Origin of the sequence: Synechococcus sp. PCC 7336 (genome assembly GCF_000332275.1) — a bacterium.
Taxonomy (GTDB): Bacteria; Cyanobacteriota; Cyanobacteriia; order Thermostichales; family PCC-7336; genus PCC-7336.
In genome coordinates, this window is sequence record NZ_CM001776.1 from 3,256,933 (window position 1) to 3,282,706 (window position 25,774).

Consider the following 25,774-nt stretch of genomic DNA (forward strand, 5'->3'; position numbering starts at 1 on the left):
GTCTAATCCTCTAAAGAACCTAAGTAGGATTGAATTTCATAAAGATATTCAGGATAAAATTTCAATGCTTTTTGTAGTGCGTCAATGACTCTTTCTGGAATTAGCTCGTCATAAAGGTGTGCCAGCACATTACGAAATCCAGCAGATCTAGCTAGTTCATTAGCAAGAGAGTTGGTAAGGATACCGTTTTGAGCTAATAGAAGGAACGACTCTGAGTTTTTCAAATCTTGCAACTCTTGTGTATTCAAAGCTAGTACTCGCTTTAACAAGGATTTATTAACATCAATCGCAGCCTGGATCGAAACTTCTAAATTACGCTCGATAATATCTTGTATATCATCACTATTTAGATAGTCTTCGAGACTAAGAAGGCGATATTTTTGGAGCCGTTCCAAACGTCTCCTGATAACATCTATTTTCCGAGAAAGAATATCGAGGTTGAATTCATTCATGCCTTCAATTCTCGCAAGGTTTGAAGGGTTTTCTCGCGTATCTGCTGCCGCATTGCCTTGAGTTCGAAATCACTCATTAACATCTTTTGCCGAAAAGACTCAAAGAGTTCAGGCTCTCTTTCGTATAATATCTTTCCATCTTGTGCGATGTAGTGAGCCATAATCTCTGAGCATTCTTTCATGTCGATAACATCAATTCGATCGTCTAAAAGGTCATAAGCATCTTGTAAAATTCCCCAAATCCGAAGTAAATCCCACTCCTGCTTCTCGTCTTGCTTTTGTTGCTCTTCATCGCATAAAAAAGCGAAATCCCAATCACTACCAGAACCGGCATCACCTCTAGCCCTGGAGCCAAACAAAACAAGCAATTTTAGGTCAGGAGCTTTTTCGAGAATTTCAGGAATAGAGTCGGCTAATTCATCAACCTTTAGCCCTGGTCGAACTTTCTTGGTCAATGTTTGGGCATAAAGCAAACAAGCCTGAATGTCCTCTAGCTCTAGTGAGGGGTATCTTTCTAGTAAGGTTTCGTAGGTGTCACCTGCGGCTAACAGGCCCAAGATATGCTCAACTGCGATGCCGCGACCTCGGATAATGGGCTTGCCACCAAATATCTTTCGGCTTGTCGTAATGCGACTGAGGAGTTCTTGCTCATTCATGATGTATGACTCCAAAGAAGGTTTTTCGCGCGCGATCGGTCAGGATGCTGGACTCGATCGCCTGGTGGTGCTGACCCAGCATAAGTTTCTTCAGCAGAATTTGGACTGTCATCTTAGTAACGCTATGTTTCAAGTCAGTAATTGTGTACTCCACGATCTTGAATAACCACTCTATTGAAGAGGGAGGCAGGAGAAACTTGTTTAGCTTTTTAGATTGAAGGGCCTTGCTGGTGACTCTACCAACCTTGCACTAGTGGCTGCAGGGGGTTAAGACTACCTACGTCTGTCCTTACTACCGAAAGCTATTAGAGTAGCCTCCCTCTTCTCTTCTGGCGCAGAGCATCTAACTTAGATCGGAATCTATGCACCAGAAGAAATCGGGTTAGCTATATTAGAACAACCGATACTCGTACCGATTGTGGGCAATTCTACGCTTCTCAATCCGGTAACCCTTGTTACGAGCTTCATGGACTGTGGCTCCAAACCGCCAGCTAACCTCTTGAACTAACTCCTCAGCTGGATGCCATAACTCGTCTTTCAGGAGAGCGAGTAGGCGTTGCAAATTTGTCTTTTTCATGTGTTTTTGTCGGGAATAGTTTACAAGAAGGATCGCAAATGCCTGGTTAGGTATAGTTTTTGCGACCTTCAGCTTTAAGCTACAAATTTCGATAGCAGGCGTCAAGTTATTTTTAGGAAGTAAGCCTCAGACCTATTCAACAGTATCAAGCGTTGACTTGTTCAACATCTACAAGGAAAATAAACGTGGCAAGAAGAATGACTCAAGTGGCCAACCCCTCTTAGGTATTGAAACGAACAAGTCTGTGCTTACTGCCGTAAGCTTTTTCTTCTCTAATGCCCCTGAATCCCTCTTAGGGATTAAAACTACACAACCCATATCTCACCTCCATCGTTTCTGAATCGGTAAGCCAGAGTGTCAATCAGCAGAGCTGACTGACCGAACGCCACTGAGTAAGGCGCGTTTGCATCGTGAACACTGTTCGCATCGCTGATGGGATAAATCTGAAAGTGCATGGGGAGCTGCAACCGCAGGCGCACCTCTCGCACAGGCTTGCGCAACACATAGCAAACCATCGCTTGCCGCTGTAACCGTCGGTCGATCGACCCAGCCCAAGGATTATCTGGCTGCCAGATTTGCAGCCCCCATAATACCTGCACCTTCCAGGCATCAGCAAAGGGCTGAAGATCGCCAGGATAAGTGAACGTCCAGTTCAACCGCTCTTCGCGATAGCCCCGCAACTTCATAAAGCCCAAACAGTATTTGAAGCGCCCTTTAGGAATGGGCTGCCCAGTATGCTCAGCAGTTGCCTCAAGCGTTGCCATAAACGCCTTCTCGCTCCACATCTCAATTTCTAGGTTGCCGAGCACTCCCGGTAGGTCGTAGGTTTTGAAGCGATCGCCCTCGTGGACTTCGGTCAAATCATATAAGCCACATTGCAGCGGACTAGACCCCCGAAAGCTGGCGGCATCTTCAGCAATTGGGTTGCCTTTCTTGCCTGAAAGCTTGTGCCAGTCACTGGCCCAGCCCCTTGCCCGTCCCGCCACCGTCTTCAGAGGAATCTCGAAAACCTCCTCGCAGTTGGCCTGAAAGCGTTGTAGAGAGCCAGAATATTGCTTCTGGATGGATGGATGCCTGAGGTTGTGCCATAGCCTGAACGACTGCACCGCGCCCCAGCGTTTGTAGTAACCCTCAAAGTCGTTGATTTGGCGGTACTTGCTGCGGATAAGGGTTTGGAAAGTGATGCGATCGCAACTCTCACCATCCACCAACACGGCATCCTTGCCTGAAAACAACCGCTCCACAAAGAAATTAGGCACCAGAGCATAGGCGCTAAAGCCATCAAACTGGACTTCCTGCCCATTTTTCTCATAGCCATCGTGGCGACCCAAGCGCCCTAAGCGCTGAATAAAGTTACCTGCATCCGACGATTCAAACACGAGGAAATTGATTTTGAAATCGACACCAACATCAATCGTGCTAGTGCCGATCGCCAGGTCGGCTGCCAGAGACGCAGCCTTTTCTCGATGACCAGATAGCCCAGTGTTCTCTCGAACGCTCAAACCATGATTCGCAAAGAGTGTTCTGAAGATGGGCGTCAAGCGTTTCACTGCAGCAATGGAGTTCAGGATGATTGCCCCCTTGCTGCCAGGACGATCCAAGAACTGATGCAGAATCCGATCCTGATTCTCCTTGAGCCAAGTCTCAGACGATTGAGAAGTCGGCTCCATCGGTACAAAGGTAAGGTCAATGGAACGGGCCACCTGCCGCCAATGTTTTGCGTTCAGCTCGTCTACCTCTGCCTTCGTATTGGGGAATTGGTACTTGCCCTTGTCAATGGGATCGATCGAACGGCAGCGAAATCCAGCCACTTCCAGACGTTTGAGGAGCGATTCGCTAGGGGTTGCCGATAGAAACAGAAACGTCTTGCGCCGGTTTGTGACCCGAATCAACAGCATCGTATTGAGAACACTGGCAACCTGAGGTGCAGCGAAAACGTGGAACTCGTCAAAAATAAACAGCTCAAAGTCTTTATCGATGCGGTTCCAGAGTTTATCTGGGGCGTCCTTGCTAGTGAGATATGCTCCTCGGTGGAGGTAGTGGAAGATATCGGGGTTTGTGATGAGAACTTCGGATTGACCAGCACGAGACGCGATCGCGCTTCCCTTCCGCAGCCCTTCATTTTCCGCATAAATTTCCAACTCAGGCCCACTCAGCCGATTGACCCGTGGAGCATTTGAGGGTTGAAACTGAGCAATATAGTCCTTGACTTGAGCCTCTTGATCGCCAGCCAGAGCATTCGTGGGATACAGCCCGATTGCAGAACTTTCCCCCTGCAAAACGTCTAAGTACGCCGCCAGACTTTTGCCGTCCCCCGTCATTGCCGTGTTAAACACCACATCCACCTCGGGATCGCGCAATGCCTTGAGAGTTTCGACCTGGTGCCATGCCAGCCTCCAGCCAGCGGGTAGCTCGATTCCGGCAGGGATGTCATCAGTAGGACAAGAATAAACAGGTTTTAGCCGAATTGAATACATAACAGCACAACTGACTAGTGAAGTGTACGTATCTCATTGCATAAATCCATATTGGCAGAGAATATAGGATCGATCGACAGATGCACAGATAAAGTGTACGTACACTTAGACCTGCTCAACTATGGCTCGCAAACGCTCCTCCATCACCCTCTCCATTGCAGAACGCGACAAAGCCCAGCTAGAGCAGTTGGCGCTGGAGTTCGGGCAGACCTGGGGAGACAAGCCCAACATTTCTAAATTACTCAAGGCGATCGCCAACCACGAGCTGCACATCGCCCCCAACCACGATTGGTCGTCCGATCGCCTCAAAGCCCTCAACCTCGCCCGCAAAAACCTACAGGATCTAGGCAAAACAGACGAAGCCAAGGCGATCGCTACCCTGCTCCTCGAACGCAGTGAATTAAAGTCTATCCCCCTACGCCAAGAGCTAGAAGCATTCCTACAAAACCCAGTCCCCACCTGGCGCACCGACATCGATCGCCAAATCCGGCAAAACCAACCCTTCCGCCTCACCTATCGAGACGCCGCCGACCGTCCCTTCAGCTTCACCGTCCATCATGCCCACATCGATCGCATCGAAAAACGCGAATACCTCAATTGCTGGTGCGAAGAAACCGACGGCAACCAAGATATCCCGGCCCTATCCCACAACTGGAGCCTCCGCCTCGATCGCATCCCCGAAGCCGCGATCGTCACTTGTCCCAGAAATTGGAAATCTAGTTTGGACACCATCGATATTGAATTCGAACTCCATCGCGGACTCGCTTTTGCCTACCAAGCGAGAAAAGAAGATCGGCAGAGCGAATGGCTGGACTCCCCCACTCGCCGCAAAATTGTCCGAAAGATTTCCAGCACCTTTTGGTTTTTTCGAGAAATCTTTCCCTATGGCGAAGATTGCATCATCCTCGGCCCAGACAATATTCGGGAACAATTTAGGCTTAAAGTGCAGTATTTGTGGAACATTTACCATGCCCAAACCTAATCATTCCAGCCTCTATTCCCCGAGGGCGATCGGAAGAGGCTGCCTTCGAGATTGCAGCGCTAGGCCCCCAAAATACTAAAACCGCTATCGACATAGATCGTTTGACCGGTAATGCCGCTGGCCAGGTCGCTGCAGAGGAAAGCTGCCGTATTGCCCACTTCCGTTTGGGTGACATTGCGCCGCAACGGTGCTTTTTCTTCCACCCTATTGAGCATGGAGTGGAAGTCGCCGATCGCCGCTGAGGCCAAAGTCCGAATTGGGCCGGCAGAAATCGCATTCACCCGAGTGCCTTGTGGCCCGAGTTCGCTGGCGAGATAGCGCACGTTCATTTCTAGGGCTGCTTTGGTAATGCCCGCCATGTTGTAGTTGGGCACCACCCGCACGCCCCCCAAATAGCTCAGCGTCACAACACTGCTGCCCTCGCCCATCAGGGGCTTAGCCGCTTTGCACAGCGCCACCAAAGAGAAGCTGCTGATGTCCATCGCCAGCGAGAAGCCATCGCGAGACGTGTTGGTAAAATCCCCCGACAGCTCTTCTTTTTTGACGAAGGCCAAGCAGTGGATCAGGATATCCAAACCGCCCCACTGGTCGGCGATCGCCTCAAACACCCCCTCAATTTGCTCGTCACTGCCAACATTGCAGGGCAGCAGCATTTCGGGCGCAAGGGGCTCAGTGAGTTTCGTCACCTTGCCTTCGAACTTGCCGCGCTCGTCCGGCAAGTAAGTGACCGCCAGCCGAGCTCCCGCCGCGTGTAACTGTTGAGCAATGCCCCAAGCGATCGAGCGATTGTTGGCGATGCCTGTTATCAGCGCTCTTTTTCCTGTTAGATCCAGCAACATCAAAAAACCTCTTTTTCAGCCAAGCTCGCGTCAGCAATAAGTCGGAACTGGTTTGTGATTCGCAATGCGGTCTCCTACATGCAAGCGAATCGCATCTTCGATATTGGCGATCGCCTCTTCCTACGAATCTCCTTGGGTCAAGCACCCTTGTAGTGAAGGGCAGTAGACGAAGTAACCCTCTTCATCTCGCTCGATGACCACTGGAAATAGGTAGTGACGTGGGGCGATCTCTGCCATCTCTAGACTTTTTTCAGCCAGCTAAACATGGCTCGCAAATCTTTACCCACCTCTTCGACGGGATGCTCGGCCTCAATACGTCGCATAGCGTTAAAGCTGGTGCCGCCAGAAGCATTTTCTAGCACAAATTCCTTCGCAAACTGACCGGTTTGGATCTCCTCTAAGATCTTCTTCATAGCAACTTTGGTATCTTCAGTCACGATGCGAGGACCGCGAGTATAGTCGCCATACTCAGCCGTATTGGAGATGCTGTGACGCATTTTTGCCAAGCCGCCCTCGACGATCAAATCGACGATCAGCTTGACTTCGTGCAGGCATTCAAAGTAAGCCAGCTCGGGTTGATATCCCGCTTCCACCAGAGTTTCAAAACCCGCCTTGATCAGGGCAGTTAAACCGCCGCACAGCACGGCCTGTTCGCCGAATAGGTCTGTTTCTGTCTCTTCGCGGAAGCTGGTTTCTAAGATGCCGCCTCGGGTGCCGCCAATTCCTTTGGCGTAGGCCATGGCCAAATCGCGGGCAGTGCCGGTGGCATCCTGCTCGACGGCAAATAGACAGGGAACACCTTCGCCATGTTGATAGGTGCGGCGAACCAAGTGACCGGGACCTTTGGGGGCCACCATGATGACATTGACGTCGGCGGGAGGCAGGATCTGGCCGAAGTTGATGTTGAAGCCGTGGGCGAACAGGAGAGTATCGCCCTCTTTGAGGTTGGGCTCGATTTGGGTGGCGTAGATGCGCTTTTGGGTTTCATCCGGCAGCAGAATCACAATCATATCGGCAGCGGTACAAGCATCCGAGACCGGCATCACCGTCAGACCGTCAGCTTCCGCCTTAGCCCAAGAGCGACTGCCTTCATACAGGCCCACAATGACCTTGACACCGCTATCGTGCAGGTTGAGGGCATGAGCGTGCCCCTGGCTGCCAAAGCCAATCACTGCAACGGTTTTATCCGCGAGCAAATCGAGATTTGCATCCGCATCGTAGTACAACTGTGCCATTACGGTGTTCCCGGTCGGTGTTCCTGAATCGTTCCAAAAGCCTATCTAGGATACCAAGTTCTGGGGTTGACTCTAGAGGGTCTTGGCAAAATCTAACAGTTGGTGGGCTAGAAGTAACTTGGGGCAGGGGGCGATCGCGATCTGGCGTCCGTCTCGGCTGATGACTGTGGCTTCGTTATCGCGGCTGTCAAAACCGCGATTGGGGCGATCGATCGGATTGGCGACGATCGCGTCTAACCCCTTCTGCTCCAATTTGGCGATCGCTGCAGGCAGTGGATCTCCGGTCTGGGCAGCAAATCCGACAAGCTTCTGGCGGGGCTGTTGTTTCTGGCTGAGTTCCCCCACAATATCGGGGATGGTTTCGAGGGGGAGTTGGGCGGGTAGGTCTGACTTGGGCAATTTCGTGGCGGCTCTGGTTGTCGGTCGCACATCTCCCACCGCTGCAGCCATAAAGGTGAAATCCGCCTGCGGGAACTGTTCGAGTAGGTGCGATCGCATCTCCGCCGCAGTTTGAACCTCGACTGTAGCAATCCCGTCTAGATGATTTGCGTCGGGGGCTAGAGAAAGGGGCGCGTGAACTAAGCTGACTGCAGCACCGCGATCGCGAGCAGCTCGGGCGATCGCCCAGCCCATTTTGCCAGAGGAGGGATTGCCGATAAACCGCACCGGGTCGAGAAATTCGCGGGTGCCGCCGCCACTGACTAAAACGCGGCGATCGGTCCAATCCGGGATTCCTTTCGTCCACAGCAAGGCCATCAGTTGAGTGGCGATCGCGGCTGGCTCGGGCAGTCGCCCCGGCCCTTCTGCATCGCAGGCCAATCGCCCCGAGCTGGGATTCATCGACCAATATCGGGCATCCGCAAGCAGTTGCTGCCAATTGCGCTGTACCGTCGGCTGCTTCCACATGTCGGTATTCATGGCGGGGGCTAACAACACCGGACAGGTGGAGGCCAACAACAGATTGGTTAGCAAGTTATCGGCTAAGCCGTGGGCCAGTTTGCCGAGGGTGTTGGCAGTCAGGGGAGCCAGCACGATCGCCTCCGCCCAGTCAGCTAGTTGGATATGTAACGGGCGTCCGGCGCTGCGATGCCAGAAATCGGCGTCGGTGTGGGCGGATTGACGGGAAAGGGTGGCAAATGTGAGGGGCGTCACAAATTGTTCGGCAGAGGAGGTGAGGACGACCTTGACGTCAGCTCCTGCCTTGGCCAAGGTCGAAACCAATTCGCCTATTTTGTAGGCGGCAATACCGCCGCAGACGCCAATGACGATACGTCTTCCCGGCCAAAAATTCTGCACGGAGATCGCTCCTAGATGATTGCGAAACCTCACCCCCCCCCGTCACAATCCTGCTGGCGAATGTCGCCACTGTCCAAAAACCGAAACACCCCTTTAGCGGAAACAGTCCTTTTGTCGGGGTCGATCGCCTAGCCACAGTCATGACAAGTTGGCATTTGATGGGTCTTTTCGCGAGCTAGAGCGTATTTGGATCGATTCCTTGTTGTCGGAGTTTGTCCAGCAGCTCTTCGCGCAACTGTCGTTCCCGCTCGGCCTGTCGCAACGCTTCTCGTTCAGCGCGTTGGCTCTCCTGCTTAGCCAGTAAAGCCTGTTCAGCCCGCTGGCTCTCCCGCTCGGCCTGTCGCAACGCTTCTCGTTCAGCGCGTTGGCTCTCCTGCTTAGCCAGTAAAGCCTGTTCAGCCCGCTGGCTCTCCTGCTCGGCCACCTCTGCCGGTGCCGCCAGTCGATTCCCCTCGCGGTCGTACCAGTAGAGCCACTCCCTCTGGCAATTTCGGTAAGTGCCAGACTCTCTGCCCAAGCCCAAGTCAATCTCCGGCAGCCAAACGGGGTTCCCCGCCTGCAAGACGTAGCGATCGCCTTCAAGTCGGTAAATCTCTAAGGGCTGACGCCGTTTGCGGGAGCAGTAAACGGGGTTGTAGATCGCGTAGTACAACACGCCGATCCTGGCGTATTCTTCCAGCTTGGCGTCGTACTCTTGCCCGTAGCTGCGAGAGACGTATTCCACCACCAGAATGGGGAGTGCGCCCTCATGCCAGACCACATAGCTCTGTCTGCCGTCCGAGCGATCGAACTGTTCCACACCGAGACTCAAGAAACCATCCGGGACAATGGCAGGTGTATTGAGTTTGTAATAAACCCCTAAGTTAATGCCCCAGAACCAATCGCTGCGATCGCGCCAGTGCCAAGCGAGGAGATCGCCCAAGAGGCTGGCGACGAGCGTTTGCAATTCGCTATCCACAGGGGCAAAGTCAGTTTCGGGCAGTTCGTCTTGAGTGGGGAGGTGTTGCCGGGGTTTGAACTGTACCATCAGGCCCGCTCCAAGTTGAGCTCACTCTATCGTAGCGAAGTGGATCGTAGCGAAGTGGGTCGGGGCTATCTCTGCGAGAGCCAGACTCCAAGCCAAATCAGCCAATCCTTCGCCACCTAGCCGACAATAAAAGCAGTCCTGACTCTGCTTACCCCATGTCCGCCGCGATCGACTCCGACCAACTGCGTCTTCTCCTCCAAAATGTCGCTAGCGGCACGGTTAGCCCGGAAGAAGCCGCCGCCAAGCTGAAATTTGCCCCCTTCGAACAGGTGGGTGACTTTGCCCGCATCGACCACCAGCGACCCATGCGCAACGGCATCCCCGAAGCGGTTTGGGGACCGGGCAAAACCCCCGAGCAGATCTCCCAGATTCTGCAAAACCTCCACGATCGCGGCAGTGTGGCAATGGCCACCCGCATTGAACCCGAGATCTGCGATCGCCTGCGCCTCGACCTGCCCCAGTTGGAATATGCCGCGACGGCCCGCATCGCCCACTTGCCCCAACCCGCCAAACCTCAATACCCCGGCACCATTGGTGTCATCACCGCAGGCACATCCGATCTGCCGGTGGCCGAAGAAGCCGCCGTCACCGCCGAGCTCTGCGGCGCAACGGTGGAGCGGCTGTGGGATGTGGGGGTGGCAGGCATCCATCGCCTGCTGCACAATCGCGATATTCTCACCCGCTCGGATGTGCTGATTGTGGTGGCCGGTATGGAGGGGGCTCTGGCCAGTGTGGTGGCGGGGCTAGCCGATTGCCCCGTGGTGGCAGTGCCCACCAGCGTCGGGTACGGGGCTAGCTTTGGCGGCGTCGCGGCATTGCTGACGATGCTGAACTCTTGTGCGGCAGGGGTGGGGGTGCTGAATATCGACAATGGCTTTGGCGCAGCCATCTTGGCCCTGCAAATCTTAAGAACTGCCGCAAACCTTGCCAAGACATTATGAGAATGTGTTAACTATTGTAAAGGAGTCTGTTTGTAAAGACTTTAACTCCACCCAGCTCGCGGCTAAGTTTAACGTCTGCCCAGGTCGATCGATCGCAGGGGTAGTTTTAGCGAATTTGCTGGCGATAATGATTTAACCCCCCATCGGATGCACTATGGACACCATCGGTCTCGATCTGCTAAACGATATTCTGCGATCGCTAGAGTGGTCGGATCTATTGGCGATCGCGGCCCTTGTGGTTTTAGAAGCCGCTCTATCTGCCGATAACGCAGTCGCCTTGGCGACCATGGTGCGCCACCTACCCACGGGGACGGAACGCGATCGGGCACTGCGATGGGGCATCGTGGGAGCCTACTCCTTTCGGATTGCCGCGATTCTGGGGGCAACGCAGATCTTGGGATATTGGCCTGCCAAATTAGCAGGAGGACTCTATCTGCTCTGGCTCGTTGCGCAGCATTTTCGCGACGTGGCCGATGAATCGATCGATGCGGTTCCCAATACCGCCAACTTCTGGCAAACGATTGTCCTGGTCGAACTGACCGATATCGCCTTTTCCCTCGACAGCATCGCCGCCTCTGTCGGCGTGTCGTCAAAAGCCTGGATCGTGATTTTAGGCGGCCTGCTGGGCATCACCTTAATGCGCTACATGGCCTCCTTTTTTGTCGGTTTACTGGATGAATACGTCCGCCTGGAAGATGCGGCATACTACATGATTGCGTTTGTGGGCACCCGCATGTTGGCCGAGATTGTCATGCCGGAGTTCGCCCTCCCCCAATGGCTGATGGTGGGAATTATCGGCACGTTCTTTGCCTGGGGGTTTTCGAAGCGCAACCCGAACGCGACGGTTGTAGAGCTGGAATAGGCGATCGCAGTTTGTGCTGAAAGCGCAGCAGGGCTCTAATATGTTGCGGGATATTTCAGGTTTTACCCGATCTCGCAACGATTTGTGTGCCAAGTCTGAGAAAACGTTAAGTTACACTAAAACCAGTCCACCTCACCCTTCAATCGCCATGCCTAGAACCGGAGTCTTGTTTCTCAACTTAGGGGGGCCGGAAACACTGGCAGATGTCAAACCGTTTCTGTACAACCTGTTTGCCGATCCCGAAATCATCCGGTTGCCATTTACCTGGATGCAAAAACCCCTGGCCTGGTTTATCTCGACGATGCGATCGCAAAAGTCCGCAAAGAACTATGCCAGAATTGGCGGCGGTTCTCCCCTGCGCAAGCTAACAGAAGAACAGGCGAATGCCCTGCGCGATCGCCTTGCCGCTGACGGCTACGACGTGTCCGTCTATATCGCCATGCGCTACTGGAACCCTTTCACCGAAGAAACAGTTCGCCAACTGGTGACCGACGGCATCGAGCGGGTGGCGATTTTGCCCCTCTATCCTCAATACTCCATCAGCACCACTGGCTCCAGCCTCAAGTTGCTGGACGAACTCTGGGCCAACGACCCGCAACTGGCCAAAATCGAACGCTTTTCGATTAACTCTTGGTACGACCAGCCCCGCTATCTCGACACGATGGCCCGCTATATCGCCCGCGAACTGGATGCCCTAGACGAGCCCGACAAAGCCCACGTCCTGTTTAGCGCCCACGGCATTCCCGAAAGCTATGTCACCTCAGCAGGCGACCCCTACCAGAAAGAGATGGAAGCCTGCGTCAAGTTAATTTGGAAGCACCTCGATCGCCCCAATGACTACACCCTCTCCTACCAAAGTCGAGTGGGGCCAGTGAAATGGCTCAGCCCCTATACCGAAGATGTCCTGCCCCAATTGGCGGCTCGGGGGGTGCGGGATTTGGTGGTGGTGCCCATCAGCTTTATCTCCGAGCACATCGAAACCCTCGACGAGATCGATCGCGAGTACCGCGAGTTGGCCTTAGAGGCGGGTATGCGCACTTTCCGTCGCGTTCCCTGCCTCAATAGCGACCCCGACTTTATCGCTGCCTTGGCCGACATGGTGACACCTTATTTGGGGGACGCCGATAAGCAGTCTGCCGAGCCCGAGTTAAGTTCTATTGCATAACAATGGCCCGGCTGGTGCGTTCGACTCGTTCGGAACCATCGGTAAAACGTAACTAAATATAAAGAAAAAATAAAATATATGAGGTGTTCCATGCGAGCATAAAGCGTCGGGGCCAGTGATGCCTAGAGGTGCGATCGAAATGAGCCAGCAGGACGACCCCTCGCCGAACCAAGCTGAGAACTGGTATGAAAACCGGTCCCTCGCCGCTCCTGGCTCGATTCAACCCCACGGCTTCCTACTGGCCGCAGACGAGCAGTTCCAGATCGTTCGAGTCAGCAGCAATACGCAAACCTTTGTGGGCGTCGCTCCCCAAAACCTATTGGGAACTTCACTTCAGGACTGGCTGAGTCCAGCCGATTTGGAGCAGGTACGCCTAGAGCTCGCTGCCGATCGCATCGGACTGGGACAGTTGCAACTCGATATTGCCACCCCCAGCGGACCGAAATCTTTCTTTGTCTCAGTCCATCGCACCGATCGCTTAGCCATTCTGGAGCTAGAGCCCCTCAGCGAGCCTCAAAATCTGGAATTCACTCGTCTCTTCGCTCGGGTGCGCAACACCCTTGCCCAACTGCAGCAGGCAGAGGGGTTGGAGGCTCTCCTCCAACTGGCGGCAGACTCAATTCGCGCGCTGGCGGGGTTCGATCGCGTTTTGGTCTATCAATTTGACGAACGAGAAGCCGGAGCGGTGGTGGCTGAATCGAAACGGGATTCACTGCCCAGCTATTTGGGGTTGCACTATCCCGCTAGCGATATTCCTCCTGCTGCGAGAAAACTGTATCGCCGAGGACTGTTTCGCTTCATTCCCGATCTGGCTGCCGAACCCGTCGCCCTCTGGCCAGAACAGACCCCGGACAGTCCTCCGCTCGATCTGAGTGGAGCGCTGCTGAGAAGTGTCCACCCCTGTTGTGTAGAGTACCACCGCAATATGCAGGTGAGTGCTCTGCTAGCGTTTTCGCTATTGCGCAAAGGGCAATTGTGGGGGCTCGTCTCTTGCCACCACGCAGAGCCGAAATATTTGTCCTATAGCGTTCGCAGCGCGGTCGAGTTATTGGCACAAGCCCTGTCACAGGAGTTGGCCCATCAAGTGAGTCGGGCCGATTTCGATTACACACTCGAACTCAAATCCCGTCAGGCTCAGTTTCTCGAATTCCTCTCGCAGGGCGATCGCCTTGCGGACGCATTAATGAAACCCGATCCTCGCGCGATCGAGCTGGTTGGGGCTGAGGGTGTTGCCGTCTGCTGGCAGGATGAGATTTCACTGGCGGGCAATACCCCCAATTTGGATCGAGTGCGGGAACTTTTGGATTGGGCGGAAGGACAGGCAACCGGTCCCCTGTTCTACACCCATCAACTTCCCCACCTGTACGAGCCTGCGGTGGAGTTTGCCGAAACCGCTAGCGGCCTCATGCTGCTGCAACTTGCTCGGGTGCGCCGCCTCTCGATTCTGTGGTTTCGGCCCGCAATTCTCCAAGCGATCGATTGGGCAGGAGAGCCCCCACCGGAAGCTTCTGAGAGAGAGTCAGATCTCTCCACACTCGATCCGAGACACTCATTTGAGCGATGGCAAGAAACGGTCGGGCACACGGCTCTGCCTTGGCAAGAATGCGAGATTGAAAGTGCGCTCGACTTTCGAGCAGCGCTGGTGGGAATTATCTTCGGTACTGCCGATGAGTTGACCCGCATCATCGCCGAATTGCGACGCAGTAATGAAGCGTTAGATTCGTTTGCCTACGCAGCTTCCCACGATCTGAAAGAGCCGCTGCGGGGCATCCACAATTACGCGGTGTTTTTGCTAGAAGACTATGGGGAGATTTTGGATGGCGAGGGTCGCGATCGCCTGAAAACTGTGGTGCGTCTCACCCGGCGCATGGAGTCGCTGCTTGACGTGCTGCTGCGATTCTCGCAACTGGGGCGGGCGGAATTGCAGCGACGGCCAGTCGACCTGAATCTATTGCTAGATCGAGCCATTGAAGTGGCCCGCATGAATCCTCAAGGATCTGAGGCCAGTTTCCGCATTCCTCGTCCCTTGCCAATTGTGGAATGCGATCCAGTCTTGACGAACGAAGTATTTAGCAATTTGATTGGCAACGCTCTCAAGTACAACGACAGTCCTGAAGTGTGGGTGGAGATTGGCTATCTCGCTGGCGACGAACAATGGAAATTGGGTTGGATGGAAGAGTTCCTAATTGAATCTGCGCCTGCGGTCATTTACGTTCGCGATAACGGCATTGGCATTCGCGAACGCCATCGCGAGACGATTTTCCGCCTGTTCAAGCGACTACATGCCCAAAAGCAATATGGAGGAGGTACGGGAGCCGGTTTGACAATTGTCAAAAAAATTGTGGAGCGTCATGGGGGGCGAATTTGGCTGGAATCAAACTATGGCAAGGGCTCGACATTTTACTTTACGCTGTCGGCTGTGGAAAAGGGCGCATGAGGAACTTTGGCAGAATGGTACTGAAATCAGTGCAACCCAAAAGCCAGCTTATGTTTGAGGATGGGTATGACCATTGGGGCTTGCGAACTCTCGGTACCTAATGACAGAGAAACTCTATCTCCTTATTGGCTTTTCTCAGGCGTTCAAACAAAATACGGCATAGATTAGTCAAGATTTTTCCCTTCAGTGCAGGTTGCTCTACACTTAAACGCTCAAATTGAACTTTTGAAAGCACGTAACATTCAGAATGCCTAGGCACAATAATATCAGCAGTCCTCTCGAATATACCAACCAAAGGTATTTCACCAAAAGCCATTCCAGGTGTAATCGTCGCAAGGCGCTTTTGTTTGCCATCCTGCAGTGAAATAACAACCATGACTTCCCCCTTTAGCAGAAAGAAGACTTCATCAGCCTTCTCTCCTTTATGGCAAATTACATCATCAGCCGAATAGCTTCTGAGTTCCAAGAAACTGTGTAAACATCGTATTTCTTCTTCGCTCAGTCCTACACATAGCTGTTGTTCCTGTAACGGGCAGAACTCTTCCAACAGATGAAGTGGACTGAGTTCTCTAGAGATTAGCTGGGTTTCACACCACTCGATCGCAAAATCATTCTCGATGAATAATTTTACTTTTTGGGATAAGCGATCGCTACATTTCTCTTGGATATAGTCTTCGAATGGACGTACAGAATCTAAATGGGTGAGAACGACTTCAAAGCTATCACTCTCAGTCAGATTTTCAAATAGATTAGCTAGCAGCCAACAAGCCGCTGGATCGATTCCCAGAACTCGCTTAAAGTCAATAATCAAAAAATCTATTCCTTTGACTCCTTCAACAATTTCTCGAACACATATCTCAGTTGTTGAAAATGTCAAGTTCCCTTGAAGTTCGTAAAGCCGAATCCGTTGGCCCTGTTTGCTCAAGAAATCAACTTCTATAGGAGATCTCAATCTAGACGAACTCACTTGAGAAGCATTGTGACTGAGGCGAATTGGGCTGGTCGAAGTGGGTGCATTGAAAAGGTGCAAGTCAAAATTGGCCGATAGGTCGCTACACACAGCAATGCCGCGTACACTGTTGCCGAGCTTATCCAATCGCGGCGAGAAGACACTAATGGCTAATCGACCGGGCAGCACAGCAACAATACCACCCCCAACTCCACTTTTTGCAGGTAAACCTACTCTAAATACCCATTCTCCTGCATAGTTATACATACCACTTGTGCCCATAACACTCAGCACATTCGTGACATATTTTGGTTCCAAGCATACCTGCCCCGTAAGAGGGTTCGTTCCAGAATTGGCTAGCGTCGCTCCCATAAGAGCTAAATCGCGACAATTCACCGCAATCGAGCATTGACGAAAATAAGCATCGATCGCATTCATAGGATCTTGATGGGCTTCGATGATATTAAAATTCTTCAACATCCAGGCGATCGCCCTATTTCGATCTCCAGTCTTACTTTCCGATTCATAGACATTGCGATCGAGGCTGAGTGCTCGACCAGCATATTGCGAGAAGCGCTCGAGAATACGATTAAATTTTTGTTCTGGAGTAACTCCTTGAATTAAATTGACGACAGCGATCGCGCCAGCATTAATCATTGGATTGAAAGGACGACCCGACCCTTCTTCAAGACTGATGGAGTTGAATGCATCGCCACTAGGCTCGACCGATACTTTATCGATTACCTTATCTAGTCCATTATCCTCAAGCGCAATTCCATAGGCAAATGCTTTAGAAATAGACTGTATGGTAAAAGACTGATTTGTATCTCCAACTTCATAAATTTTCCCATCTACTGAAGCGAGGCAAATGCCAAACCAATCTGGATAGACTTTAGCTAGCTCTGGGATATAGTCTGCAACGTTCCCTTCTTTAAGATTTATGTATTTGTCGTGGAGATAATTAATATAGTTTTGGACTGGCGAGCTGGTTTGCGCTGAGAGCCTGAGGGATTCAAGCATTATTTCCATGATACTTAAGTAATATACAATTTGAGTAATACTAAATGAGCTAAACTGTCTGATATGTATTTATGACTACAAAATACTATCTTGATTGATGATACCTGCCGAGCTCGATGGCGGCAGACTGAGTGATTTGAAATTGTAATGTCTATCCGATTGATGTTCTGTCGAGAGTTGTCTTAAAGGATCGAGTTGTGGCTTTCTATTTTCGGTATAGCGATCGCCCCTTTGAAAACATTCCTACCAGCGTTGTGCCCAGCTAGGAGCGGGGATGGGGTTCGGGTCGAGAACAGATAGATCTTCTTCAAACACAACCTCGGGGCGATTGGCATCTAGATTGCGAACTTGCAGCTTGCCCGATCGAGTGGCTACCAGCATTTGACCTTCCCCATTCCAGTCCGCCCATTGGAGGTCTTCCAGCAACTCTAGGTCTCCGTCAGATTCCAGCGAATAGAGAACGCGCAGGCCATCAACCGACTGGTCTATGCCAAACTCTCCACCGGCCCAACCCACACTTTCAAGGCAAAGCACGTGCTTGCCTCCGGGTTGTCGTTTTTGCAGTCGAGCATTGCGACGTCCATCCCAAAAATCCTTAGCTTGGCGTGGCGGCGAGTCAGAAGCTTCCTCCCAACCGCGACGCCGTTCATTCGCGAATTGAACAACTGGAATGGCGCAGAGGCCGTATGGGATTGGAAGCTCGGCATCTTCAAGATTGTCGCAGCGACCGTCCTGCGTGAAATAATAACCCCGCGTCCAGGTGCCGCAGGTGCCGAAAGCGTAGAGGGCCGTTAACCAGGGAAGCTTTGAAAGGGCGACGTAAGTCTCGCCTTGCTCCCAAGTGGCGCTGGGTTTGTGGGCGAAGTAGCAAAGCAGGCGACCGTCGGGGGAGAGATCGCAACGGCGCGGAAAGATGCGTCCCCGCAGCCATGCACCGGGTTTATATTGTCGCTGTACGAGATCCCAGCAGCCCACATGGGACCAGTTGCTGGGACCGCGCCGAAACACCGCCACAATCGGTGCCTCAGTTGCTGGAATGCAATAGATCCGGGGGGCACGCTTCTGTTTGTCACTAACCATTCGTCGCCAGCCTGGGTCCTGCAGTCGGACTACATTCAGTTTAATTTTTCAAGCACACCCCTTGCCATCCCAATCCCCTGTGCTACTGTGTCTAGTTGAATTCGCTCGAACTGAGAGAACCGAATGGACGCCCCCACCATCGCCGTCGAGCACTTAACTAAAGAATATGGCGACTTCACTGCCATCCGCGACCTCAACTTCACCGTCGCCTCCGGCGAAATCCTCGGCTTCTTAGGCCCCAACGGCGCAGGCAAAACCACCTCTATGCGCATCCTCGCCGGCTACCTGCCCGCCACCTCCGGCACTGCCCGCATCGCTGGCTACGACGTGTCCGAGCAATCGATGGACGTGCGCCAGCGCATCGGCTACCTGCCCGAAACCCCTCCTCTCTACATCGACATGACCGTCGAAAGCTACCTCAACTTTGTCGCCGAAATTAAAGGTGTTTCCGCAGGCGATCGCCCCCAAAGCGTCGATCGGGCCATCGATCGCTGCAACCTCGCAGAAAAACGCCACAGCCTCATCCGCAAATTATCCAAAGGCTTCAAACAGCGGGTCGGCATCGCCCAAGCCCTCGTCCACGATCCCCCCGTCATCATCCTGGACGAACCCACCGCTGGCCTCGATCCCAAACAGATTATCGACGTTCGCAACTTAATCAAAAGCCTCGCAGGCGAACACACCATCATCCTCTCCACCCACATCCTGCCCGAAGTCAGCATGACCTGCGATCGCGTCGCCATTATCGATCGCGGCCGCGTTGTCGCCACCGGTACCCCCACCGAACTGACCGAACAACTGCAAGAACAACAGCAACTGCATCTCACCGTCGCTGGCGATCGCGATACCCTCACTGCCACCCTCGCCGCTTTCCCCGAGCTCCAGATTGCTAGCCTCGATGCCATCCCTGCCGCCGACAATCGTTGGAGCCTGACCCTGCAACATCCCCCCGCAGGCGATCGCTGGATCGCCCGCGTGGCCGCCGCCCTCGTGGGGGCCAATCTGGAGCTGTATGAAATGCGTCAATCACAAGCATCGTTAGAAGATATCTTCTTGCACTTGACCACCCAAGAACCCACTGCAGACCCTATCTCCGTACCCACAGCAGCCTAATGCGAAATACCCTAGCCATCTTGCGCAAAGAACTGCGGGGCTACTTCGGCTCCCCCACCGCCTACATCGTCACTGCCGCCTTTTGGGTGTTGGCCGGTTTCTTTTTTACTCAAATCTTGGCCGATATCCTCAACGCTTCTTCTCAGGCGGACTTTTTTGCCGCTCAATTGGGGCGCGGGCAGGGCTTCGATGCAGGCACCCAGTTCCTGCAGCGGTTTTTAGGGGCCATTGTGCTCCTGTTCCTGTTTGTCTTGCCCATGCTCACCATGGGACTCTATGCCGAAGAACGGCGGCGGGGCACGATGGAGCTATTGGCCACCTCCCCCCTCACCAACCTGTCAGTGGCGATCGGCAAGTGGTTGGCCTCGCTGTTGTGGTGCGTGACGATGCTGCTGCCCTTTTTCGTCTTGGAGGTGCTCGCCCTCAGCAGCGCCGAGCCGGGGATGAACTTTGCCCTGTTGGCCGCCGCCCATGTGGGTTTATTGATGATGGCCTCCGCCATCTTGGCCCTCGGGTTGTTCGTCTCCTCCCTCACCGACAACACCCTGATTGCAGCGGTTGGAACGTTCAGTATGGTGCTGCTGCTGTGGGTCATCGATGCGCTAGCGGGAAACAGGACGGGGGCGATCGCCAGTGGGCTGCGCCACTTATCTTTATTGCGCCACTACGAAAGCTGGCTGCAAGGGATTGTCACCAGCGATAGCTTGGTGGTGTTTGCCGGTTTGACGGTGTTTGGCTTGTTTTTGACGGTGCAGTCAGTGGAGGCACTGCGGTGGCAGACGCGCTGATGGAGCCTGCTGAAAGCAGTTTTGCTGAGTGAGCTGCCGAGAACAGTGTTGAGGAATTGGGCATGAAGTGGTTTGGCACGAGTTTGGGACTGGTCGGTGGGGGGGCGATCGCTGCCGGTATTTTTCTCGGATTGGCCGGTTGGCCTTGGCATGCGCCGTTAGTCGCAGTCCCCACCCTTGCAGGATTGGTGCTGGTGCTGATTTGGGTGTTGACCCACCTGAGCCAACTGCGCGCCCTAGTGGGCTTGCGATCGACCCAAAGCAACTTAAATGTATTCGTGTCCGTCATCGCAGTCGCGGTCATTCTGGGGGCGATCAATCTCTTGGCAGCCCGCTATTCGGTTCAGTTCGATCTGACTGAGGCGCGACTGTTCAGCCTTGCCCCCCAAACCGAAACAGTGGTGCGCGAGCTGAGCCAACCGATCCAAATTTCGGTCGTGAGCGACATGCCCTCAGCCAACCTTCGCCGCCGTCTAGAACAATATCGCCGCCTCAATCCCGACCGGGTTCAGATCGAATTCGTCAATCCCCGCAGCAATCCCATCCGCACCGAACAACTGCAGGTCTCTGCCAACAACACCATTGTTGTTACCGCAGGCGATCGCCAACAGCAATTTCCCCAACCCAACCCCCTCAGCCTGGAAGTCAGTCTCACACCTATCTTGCTGCAGTTGACGAGCGAAGGCGATCGCACCATTTATTTTGTCCAGGGACATGGCGAACTGCCCCTAGAAGTTTCGGGCAACAGGCCCGCAATGTCTCAGGCCATTGAGGCCCTCGATGCCGAAGGGTTCGAGACCGAACCCCTCAACTTAATCGCATCGGCAACGGTTCCGGCGGATGCGGCTGCCGTGGTGGTGGCTGCACCGCAACAGGCATGGTTGCCAGCAGAGGTGGAACGCTTGCAGGCTTACTTAAAAGAGGGCGGGCGGCTGCTCTTGATGGTGAATCCCTTTAGCGATCCCCAATTGGATTCTCTGTTGCAGGATTGGGGCATCGAGCTGGCAAACGACGTGCTGGTGGAGGCGAGTCCGGTGAGTCAAGTGTTTGGGGCGGGACCGACGGTGGCGCTGGTTACCCGCTATGGCGATCATCCGATTACTACCCCCTTAGTGGATGGGGGACTGGTAACGTTTTTCCCTTTTGCCCGCAGCTTGTCTGCAGTCGAAGGAATCGAAGCTACTCCTCTACTCAGCACCAGTGACGAAAGCTGGGGGGAATCGGATTTGGACAATCCGCAACTGCAGTTCGATCCGGAGAATGGCGATCGCCTCGGTCCCCTTACTCTCGGGCTGGCGATCGTGCGGCCCGTGATTGAGGATATTGCTGAAGACCCGGCGGAAGCCGCCAGTCAACCTGAAGTGCCGGAGGGATCGGCAGCCGCCCGCGAGGAGGCTCCGGCCCGCGAGGCCCGACTGGTGGCGATCGGCAATGCTGGCTTTGTCTCGGATGGGGCGATCGCTCAATTGGGCAACCGCGATCTGTTCCTCAACACCATCAACTGGCTGGCCGATCGCAACGCTGCCATCACCATCCGCCCCAAATCGCCCACCAATCGCCGCTTCAATCTCACCATTACAGATTTGCAATGGCTGCGACTGTTTTCCGCCATTGTTCTACCGGCGTTTGCCCTCAGCATGGCAGGCTATCTCTGGTGGCAGCGACGCTAGCGGGAGGCAATGATGAAACGAAGTACGACAATTTTGGCGATTGTTGCTTTCGCCTGCGCTGCTGCGGTAGCCATAGTGGAATTGGGGCCGAGACGAGCGCAACAGATTCAACAGGACAATCGTCGCCGCCTCTTAGCCACAACACCTGAGGCCATTTCTCGCCTGTCCCTGCTGGTGGATGGCGAAGCCGTCGAGCTCGAACGTCTCGGCGATACCGCATGGCAAATCCTGCAGCCCATCTCCAGCCCAGCAGAAACCGTTACCGTGCAATCCCTGCTCGAAACCCTCACTTCTGCCACTGCCGAGCCAATCGATGCCGATCCGGCTGACTTAACCCCCTTTGGCCTCGACCGGCCCCAGCAAATCTTTACCCTCGCCTTACCTGAAGGTGTCCTGACCAACATCGCGATCGGCTCCGAAACCTTCGATAGCTCCGGCCTCTATGCCCGCGTCGATGAGGGTCCCATCCGCATCCTCGATCGCACCGTCGAAACCCAACTCACCCCCAGCCTATTCGCCCTGCGGGATAAGACCCTAGCCGCTTGGCCCGTCGAAGATCTCGTGGCCCTGTCCATCCGCAATTCCAACACCGAGATTGCCCTTGCTCGGCAAGCCTCGGCCTGGACAATTGAAGCCCCCCAAAGGCTCGACCCGGATGGCGATGCCCTAGCAGAATTATTCAATCAGTTGAGATTCGTGCAAGCCAGTAGTTTTGTCTCCGAAACCAAAACCAATCTGGCCAACTACGGCCTCGATGCTCCGGCCATAGAGCTGATCGCTCGCTTCACCAACGGCGGCACCCAAACCCTCTCCCTCGGCATTGCCACCAACAGTGCCGCGCCATCCATATTTGCCACCTCCACGACCACCGAGGCGATCGCCACGCTACCCCGCGATACCGTCGATCGCCTGCCCACCTCTTTACTGGAACTGCGGGATAAATCCCTCGGTCCCATCTCCGTTGCCCCGATCGGCCAGATGACGATCGAGGCAGCCGATCCAACCCTCCGCCGCACCCTCACCCCCTCCAATAACCCCGAAGCTTTGTTCGACGACTGGGTACTCTCCGACCAGCCCGATCGCGCCATTTCTGCCGAAAACCTCCTCACTCCATTGATTGATGCCAGAGCCATCGACTTCGTGCCCCCCGACGATCTCGATGCCACAGCAGCCCTCTCCAACCCGTCAATCGCCCTAACCTTCCAGCCAATCGAAGAGATCGGCAATGCTCCCCTCGTGCTGGAATTTGCGCTCCAGGGCGATCGCCTCTACGTTCGCAGCAGCGCTCGCAGCGATATTCTCCTGCTCGATCCCGCCTTCTACGACCTGCTCGCAGCCGCCCTCGGCACCCTCAAACCCCTCAGTTCCGATCGCGACGCGCCACTGGGGCACCTGAGTTCGATAGCTCTGATGGCCCTCACCCCGGCCCCTCTCCCAAGTTTGGAGGAAGAGGTTAGGGGATGGGGGCCAGACGCGAATGGTACTGAATAGAGCCTGAGTTTTTAGCGCTCGATCCGCTACAGAAACGGATATTGTAGACTCGATCGCTACTTCGCTAAGGCTGTATCTCGGTCATTGTTCCGATTCTTGCTAGACTGCTGCTCAGCCACAAATTGCTTGTTGGAAAGGTAAGCCTTGAGATCTTGACCCAATTGAGCGCGATCGGTCTTGTTCAGTTGGGACAGGTCGATCTTGATTGCTTTCGTCATATGTAAAGTGATAAGAAGTCGTAAACATTTGCCAAATCAGCTTAACACAGGGATGGAGACCCACCGAATCTAGGGGTGAAAAGGCAGATGCAACCCTGACGGGCCAGGGAATCGGAAGAGAAGCCGAGATTGTCAGAGCCCAAACCGCTCCCGATAGAACGGGACTCTAGCCAAAGACTCTCGGCGATCGCTCACAAACTGATACTCGTCTTTCAAAAGCTGCTGTACGGTCTCTGCCACCGTCAAGACGTCCTCGAAGGGATACACCTTTACAAACTGGGCCTTCATATTGCGAAAAACAGTATTGAAGCAATGCATCTGCCCGTGATACTGGAATTGAAAGCAAGCCCACCGAGCGATTGCTGCCGAGAGAGGGCGAATCGTTTTCACTTCAAAGTGGAGAGGCACTGCTGGAGCAATGCGCTCGATCGGAGCAAAGGGCAATCCTGCGGGGGCGATCGCTCCCACTTTCAGGCTGTGCAGAGTGGCCGCAATCCGACCGTCAGATACAATCCAGCCCTGGGAATCGTAGATCCGCTTTCGGACGGACACCTGTTGGAAGGTTGTCCTGGGTTCGCTAGCGATCGTGCTGGTGGGAACCACCACCTGAAAGCCACCGAGATCGGCGATCGCCACCTCGCTAATCGCCCCCGCGATCGAAACTGACTGTACTGGCATGAAAACCTAATCCAAGTTACTAAAATGACGTATTTAACGAACTCCCCAAAGGCACGATCGGGCGATCCCGGAACCTATATAACCAAAATCGTATAAAAAAACTAGAAGATGGGAATACGCAGATAAAGATACTCTAATGAGGATGACAGTCACACACTTATAATTTTTTTGAACCGCTGTCTGATGCCGCTGCCAACGGATAACAGCATTGGACAAACAGGTCCAATCTTGTGGAGAGACAGGTATAAATACTGGTTAAAGATTTAGTCTGGAGATCTTCCGCGATCTGACAATATAGCTCGGCAAGCCAAACAATCGTCTGTCAAACCAACAAACTGGCTAAGTGCCGAACTCGATCCACTGCGGGTTTGCTCAATTCGCCCAGAGTTTGGAGAAAGTTCGGGTGTGTCATACCAGAGCCCAAGAATGTCCAGCGGTAAGATACTTGCTGAGTAGCTCGGATGGCCTGTTTCTCCAGTTCGGTCGAGGCCAATCCAGTCGCTAGAGAAAAACTCGCGATATCTAGCTCCACCTGTGCCATCAGGCCACCGTCCAGGAGCTGGCAAATTGCGAAATAATCATCAATTCCGCGAGCAATTGCATCGGGTTCGAGCTCGGCTACCAACTCTTGCAACACGAGGGTATCGAGTTGAGTGTGCTGGGCTTCTTCTAGCCAATGGTGCCTGAGCAAATTACAAAATTGGGCATCGAGATCTTCCGTTCGATTGCCGCGAATACTCTCTATATAGTGACGCTGTGTCATCCATTCGATATGAAGCGTGGCCAGTGCTACCCCCAACGGACTGTGTTGTAACACTGCAGCGGCTATCTCTTCAGGCGGCCCGATGCACTCGCACTCACTGCCAAATCCGCGAGCGAACTCTTCAGCAAAACAGCGAAATAGGCGAATATGCTTGCTTTCTTCTTCGGCAAAGTGTAGCAAAGCTTGGGTAGCAAAGATATTGTGATAGCCAGCATTTTGAATGTGTTGGAGCACAAACGGGAGGATAAATTCTTCCACTACTCCAAACAAATACAGGTAGCTATTGCCGCGAATCTGGTTGAGAATCCGTTTTTCGCGATCGCCGAGACTGGCGATCGCCCCCACCCCCGCTAATGCATCGGGGAGAAACGATTTGCTGAAATCCAGTTGCTTGCCATTGCCAATCAAGTCCTCAACCTGCCAGTTTGCCCTTTGAGATGCCTTGAAAGCAGATTCGTATGAATAATCAATTGATGCCGCCATTGGTAAAACTTCTCCTGAATGTCACTCGATCGGTCTGAAGCAAAGAAGCCAACTTCAGCCTCACCTTTACAGTTCGGATGAAATACCCCAACCCCAAGACCTGCCAGTCTAATGGAGCAAGGCTAATCAATCAACAACCGGACAAAACCCTCGGATGCTGCACGAGTATCTAGATGAATGCGTATAGGCCGTGTCCAGTTTGGGGCGGAGCCATCTCAACGGAGGCCCCTAGGCCAACAGTTGTTGAACCACCACTTCCACTTGAGCTGTAACCAACTCGTCGTGCTTCAGCCAAGCATAGTTAGCCATTTCACTTATCACAATGCAGTAGGAAACAATTTCTGCTGCTGCATTGCGAATTTTTGCTGGATCGATGTCTGGCGAAATCCGCGACAGCAGTTGGCCGAGCTCGGTCTGTTCTTCACTCAGGCGACTGAGTAGAGACGAACGATCGGTATCCATAAACCGGAGCGCATAATTTGCGATCTCTGCGATCGCTGCAACAGAACTTTCAGGTGGTAAAACAGTTTGGGTCATCATGACAAGTCCCTCATTAGTCATCATTTGCTTAAGGC

At 53.5% G+C, this 25,774-nt stretch carries 23 protein-coding genes; 9 read left to right on the top strand and 14 right to left on the bottom strand.

Annotation, left to right across the window (positions count from 1 at the left end):
• Positions 1-2: 2 nt before the first annotated feature.
• From SYN7336_RS15660 to cas3, 4 genes are all read right to left on the bottom strand, one after another.
• Positions 3-452 carry a DUF86 domain-containing protein gene (locus tag SYN7336_RS15660; RefSeq protein WP_017326897.1) on the bottom strand — a complete coding sequence of 150 codons (450 nt, stop codon included), beginning with the start codon at positions 450-452 and terminating at the stop codon, positions 3-5.
• Positions 449-1,108 (bottom strand): DUF433 domain-containing protein, encoded by a 660-nt coding sequence (locus SYN7336_RS15665; protein WP_017326898.1) that lies wholly within the window; start codon positions 1,106-1,108, stop codon positions 449-451. The genes SYN7336_RS15660 and SYN7336_RS15665 overlap by 4 nt, the downstream gene beginning before the upstream one ends.
• Before the next feature lie 391 nt (positions 1,109-1,499).
• Entirely contained in the window at positions 1,500-1,685 is a 186-nt protein-coding gene (locus SYN7336_RS31550) for a hypothetical protein (protein WP_017326900.1), read from the bottom strand.
• Positions 1,686-1,990: 305 nt separating this feature from the next.
• Positions 1,991-4,162 carry a type I-D CRISPR-associated helicase Cas3' gene (cas3, locus tag SYN7336_RS15680; RefSeq protein WP_017326901.1) on the bottom strand — a complete coding sequence of 724 codons (2,172 nt, stop codon included), beginning with the start codon at positions 4,160-4,162 and terminating at the stop codon, positions 1,991-1,993.
• 121 nt (positions 4,163-4,283) lie between these two features.
• Between cas3 and SYN7336_RS15685 the strand changes: the two genes are divergently transcribed.
• The gene (locus SYN7336_RS15685; protein WP_017326902.1) at positions 4,284-5,144 is read left to right on the top strand and encodes a WYL domain-containing protein; all 861 of its coding nucleotides are present in this window, start codon (positions 4,284-4,286) and stop codon (positions 5,142-5,144) included.
• 59 nt (positions 5,145-5,203) lie between these two features.
• Here the strand turns inward: SYN7336_RS15685 and fabI are convergent, their stop codons facing one another.
• The 4 genes from fabI to SYN7336_RS15710 form a co-directional block, all read right to left on the bottom strand.
• Positions 5,204-5,980, bottom strand: a complete 777-nt coding sequence (fabI, locus tag SYN7336_RS15690) for an enoyl-ACP reductase FabI (RefSeq protein WP_026101054.1) — start codon at positions 5,978-5,980, stop codon at positions 5,204-5,206.
• Between the two features lie 242 nt (positions 5,981-6,222).
• On the bottom strand, positions 6,223-7,218 hold the full coding sequence (gene ilvC / locus SYN7336_RS15700) for a ketol-acid reductoisomerase (protein WP_017326905.1): 996 nt from the start codon (positions 7,216-7,218) through the stop codon (positions 6,223-6,225).
• A gap of 72 nt (positions 7,219-7,290) precedes the next feature.
• On the bottom strand, positions 7,291-8,514 hold the full coding sequence (coaBC, locus tag SYN7336_RS15705) for a bifunctional phosphopantothenoylcysteine decarboxylase/phosphopantothenate--cysteine ligase CoaBC (protein ID WP_017326906.1): 1,224 nt from the start codon (positions 8,512-8,514) through the stop codon (positions 7,291-7,293).
• 175 nt (positions 8,515-8,689) lie between these two features.
• Positions 8,690-9,541, bottom strand: coding sequence for a Uma2 family endonuclease (locus SYN7336_RS15710; RefSeq protein ID WP_017326907.1), 852 nt, complete (start codon positions 9,539-9,541; stop codon positions 8,690-8,692).
• Between the two features lie 155 nt (positions 9,542-9,696).
• Here SYN7336_RS15710 and larB point away from each other — a divergent pair, with 155 nt between their 5' ends.
• The 4 genes from larB (at position 9,697) to SYN7336_RS15730 (ending at position 14,946) form a co-directional block, all read left to right on the top strand.
• Complete coding sequence (larB, locus tag SYN7336_RS15715; protein WP_017326908.1) at positions 9,697-10,482, top strand: nickel pincer cofactor biosynthesis protein LarB; 786 nt, start codon at positions 9,697-9,699, stop codon at positions 10,480-10,482.
• 154 nt (positions 10,483-10,636) lie between these two features.
• The gene (locus SYN7336_RS26215) at positions 10,637-11,344 is read left to right on the top strand and encodes a DUF475 domain-containing protein (protein ID WP_017326909.1); all 708 of its coding nucleotides are present in this window, start codon (positions 10,637-10,639) and stop codon (positions 11,342-11,344) included.
• 148 nt (positions 11,345-11,492) lie between these two features.
• Complete coding sequence (hemH, locus tag SYN7336_RS15725; protein ID WP_017326910.1) at positions 11,493-12,509, top strand: ferrochelatase; 1,017 nt, start codon at positions 11,493-11,495, stop codon at positions 12,507-12,509.
• A gap of 139 nt (positions 12,510-12,648) precedes the next feature.
• On the top strand, positions 12,649-14,946 hold the full coding sequence (locus SYN7336_RS15730) for an ATP-binding protein (RefSeq protein ID WP_017326911.1): 2,298 nt from the start codon (positions 12,649-12,651) through the stop codon (positions 14,944-14,946).
• Positions 14,947-15,043: 97 nt separating this feature from the next.
• Here the strand turns inward: SYN7336_RS15730 and glsA are convergent, their stop codons facing one another.
• On the bottom strand, positions 15,044-16,915 hold the full coding sequence (gene glsA / locus SYN7336_RS15735; RefSeq protein ID WP_038027176.1) for a glutaminase A: 1,872 nt from the start codon (positions 16,913-16,915) through the stop codon (positions 15,044-15,046).
• 243 nt (positions 16,916-17,158) lie between these two features.
• Positions 17,159-17,995, bottom strand: coding sequence for a hypothetical protein (locus SYN7336_RS15740; RefSeq protein ID WP_017326913.1), 837 nt, complete (start codon positions 17,993-17,995; stop codon positions 17,159-17,161).
• A 123-nt stretch (positions 17,996-18,118) separates the two neighbouring features.
• Between SYN7336_RS15740 and SYN7336_RS15745 the strand changes: the two genes are divergently transcribed.
• The 4 genes from SYN7336_RS15745 to SYN7336_RS15760 all read left to right on the top strand — a co-directional run bounded on the left by SYN7336_RS15745 (position 18,119) and on the right by SYN7336_RS15760 (position 23,057).
• On the top strand, positions 18,119-19,108 hold the full coding sequence (locus SYN7336_RS15745; protein ID WP_017326914.1) for an ABC transporter ATP-binding protein: 990 nt from the start codon (positions 18,119-18,121) through the stop codon (positions 19,106-19,108).
• Positions 19,108-19,896 (top strand): ABC transporter permease, encoded by a 789-nt coding sequence (locus SYN7336_RS15750; RefSeq protein WP_017326915.1) that lies wholly within the window; start codon positions 19,108-19,110, stop codon positions 19,894-19,896. The genes SYN7336_RS15745 and SYN7336_RS15750 overlap by 1 nt, the downstream gene beginning before the upstream one ends.
• A 62-nt stretch (positions 19,897-19,958) precedes the next feature.
• A complete protein-coding gene (locus tag SYN7336_RS15755) occupies positions 19,959-21,566 on the top strand; it encodes a Gldg family protein (protein ID WP_017326916.1) in 1,608 nt (535 codons plus the stop codon).
• A 12-nt stretch (positions 21,567-21,578) separates the two neighbouring features.
• Complete coding sequence (locus tag SYN7336_RS15760) at positions 21,579-23,057, top strand: DUF4340 domain-containing protein (RefSeq protein WP_017326917.1); 1,479 nt, start codon at positions 21,579-21,581, stop codon at positions 23,055-23,057.
• A gap of 56 nt (positions 23,058-23,113) precedes the next feature.
• Here the strand turns inward: SYN7336_RS15760 and SYN7336_RS31020 are convergent, their stop codons facing one another.
• The 4 genes from SYN7336_RS31020 to SYN7336_RS26220 form a co-directional block, all read right to left on the bottom strand.
• Positions 23,114-23,275, bottom strand: a complete 162-nt coding sequence (locus SYN7336_RS31020) for a hypothetical protein (protein ID WP_017326918.1) — start codon at positions 23,273-23,275, stop codon at positions 23,114-23,116.
• Positions 23,276-23,407: 132 nt separating this feature from the next.
• A complete protein-coding gene (locus SYN7336_RS15770) occupies positions 23,408-23,953 on the bottom strand; it encodes a hypothetical protein (RefSeq protein ID WP_017326919.1) in 546 nt (181 codons plus the stop codon).
• A gap of 322 nt (positions 23,954-24,275) precedes the next feature.
• On the bottom strand, positions 24,276-25,199 hold the full coding sequence (locus SYN7336_RS15775; RefSeq protein WP_017326920.1) for a hypothetical protein: 924 nt from the start codon (positions 25,197-25,199) through the stop codon (positions 24,276-24,278).
• A gap of 228 nt (positions 25,200-25,427) precedes the next feature.
• Positions 25,428-25,739, bottom strand: coding sequence for a hypothetical protein (locus tag SYN7336_RS26220; RefSeq protein WP_017326921.1), 312 nt, complete (start codon positions 25,737-25,739; stop codon positions 25,428-25,430).
• Positions 25,740-25,774 lie beyond the last annotated feature (35 nt).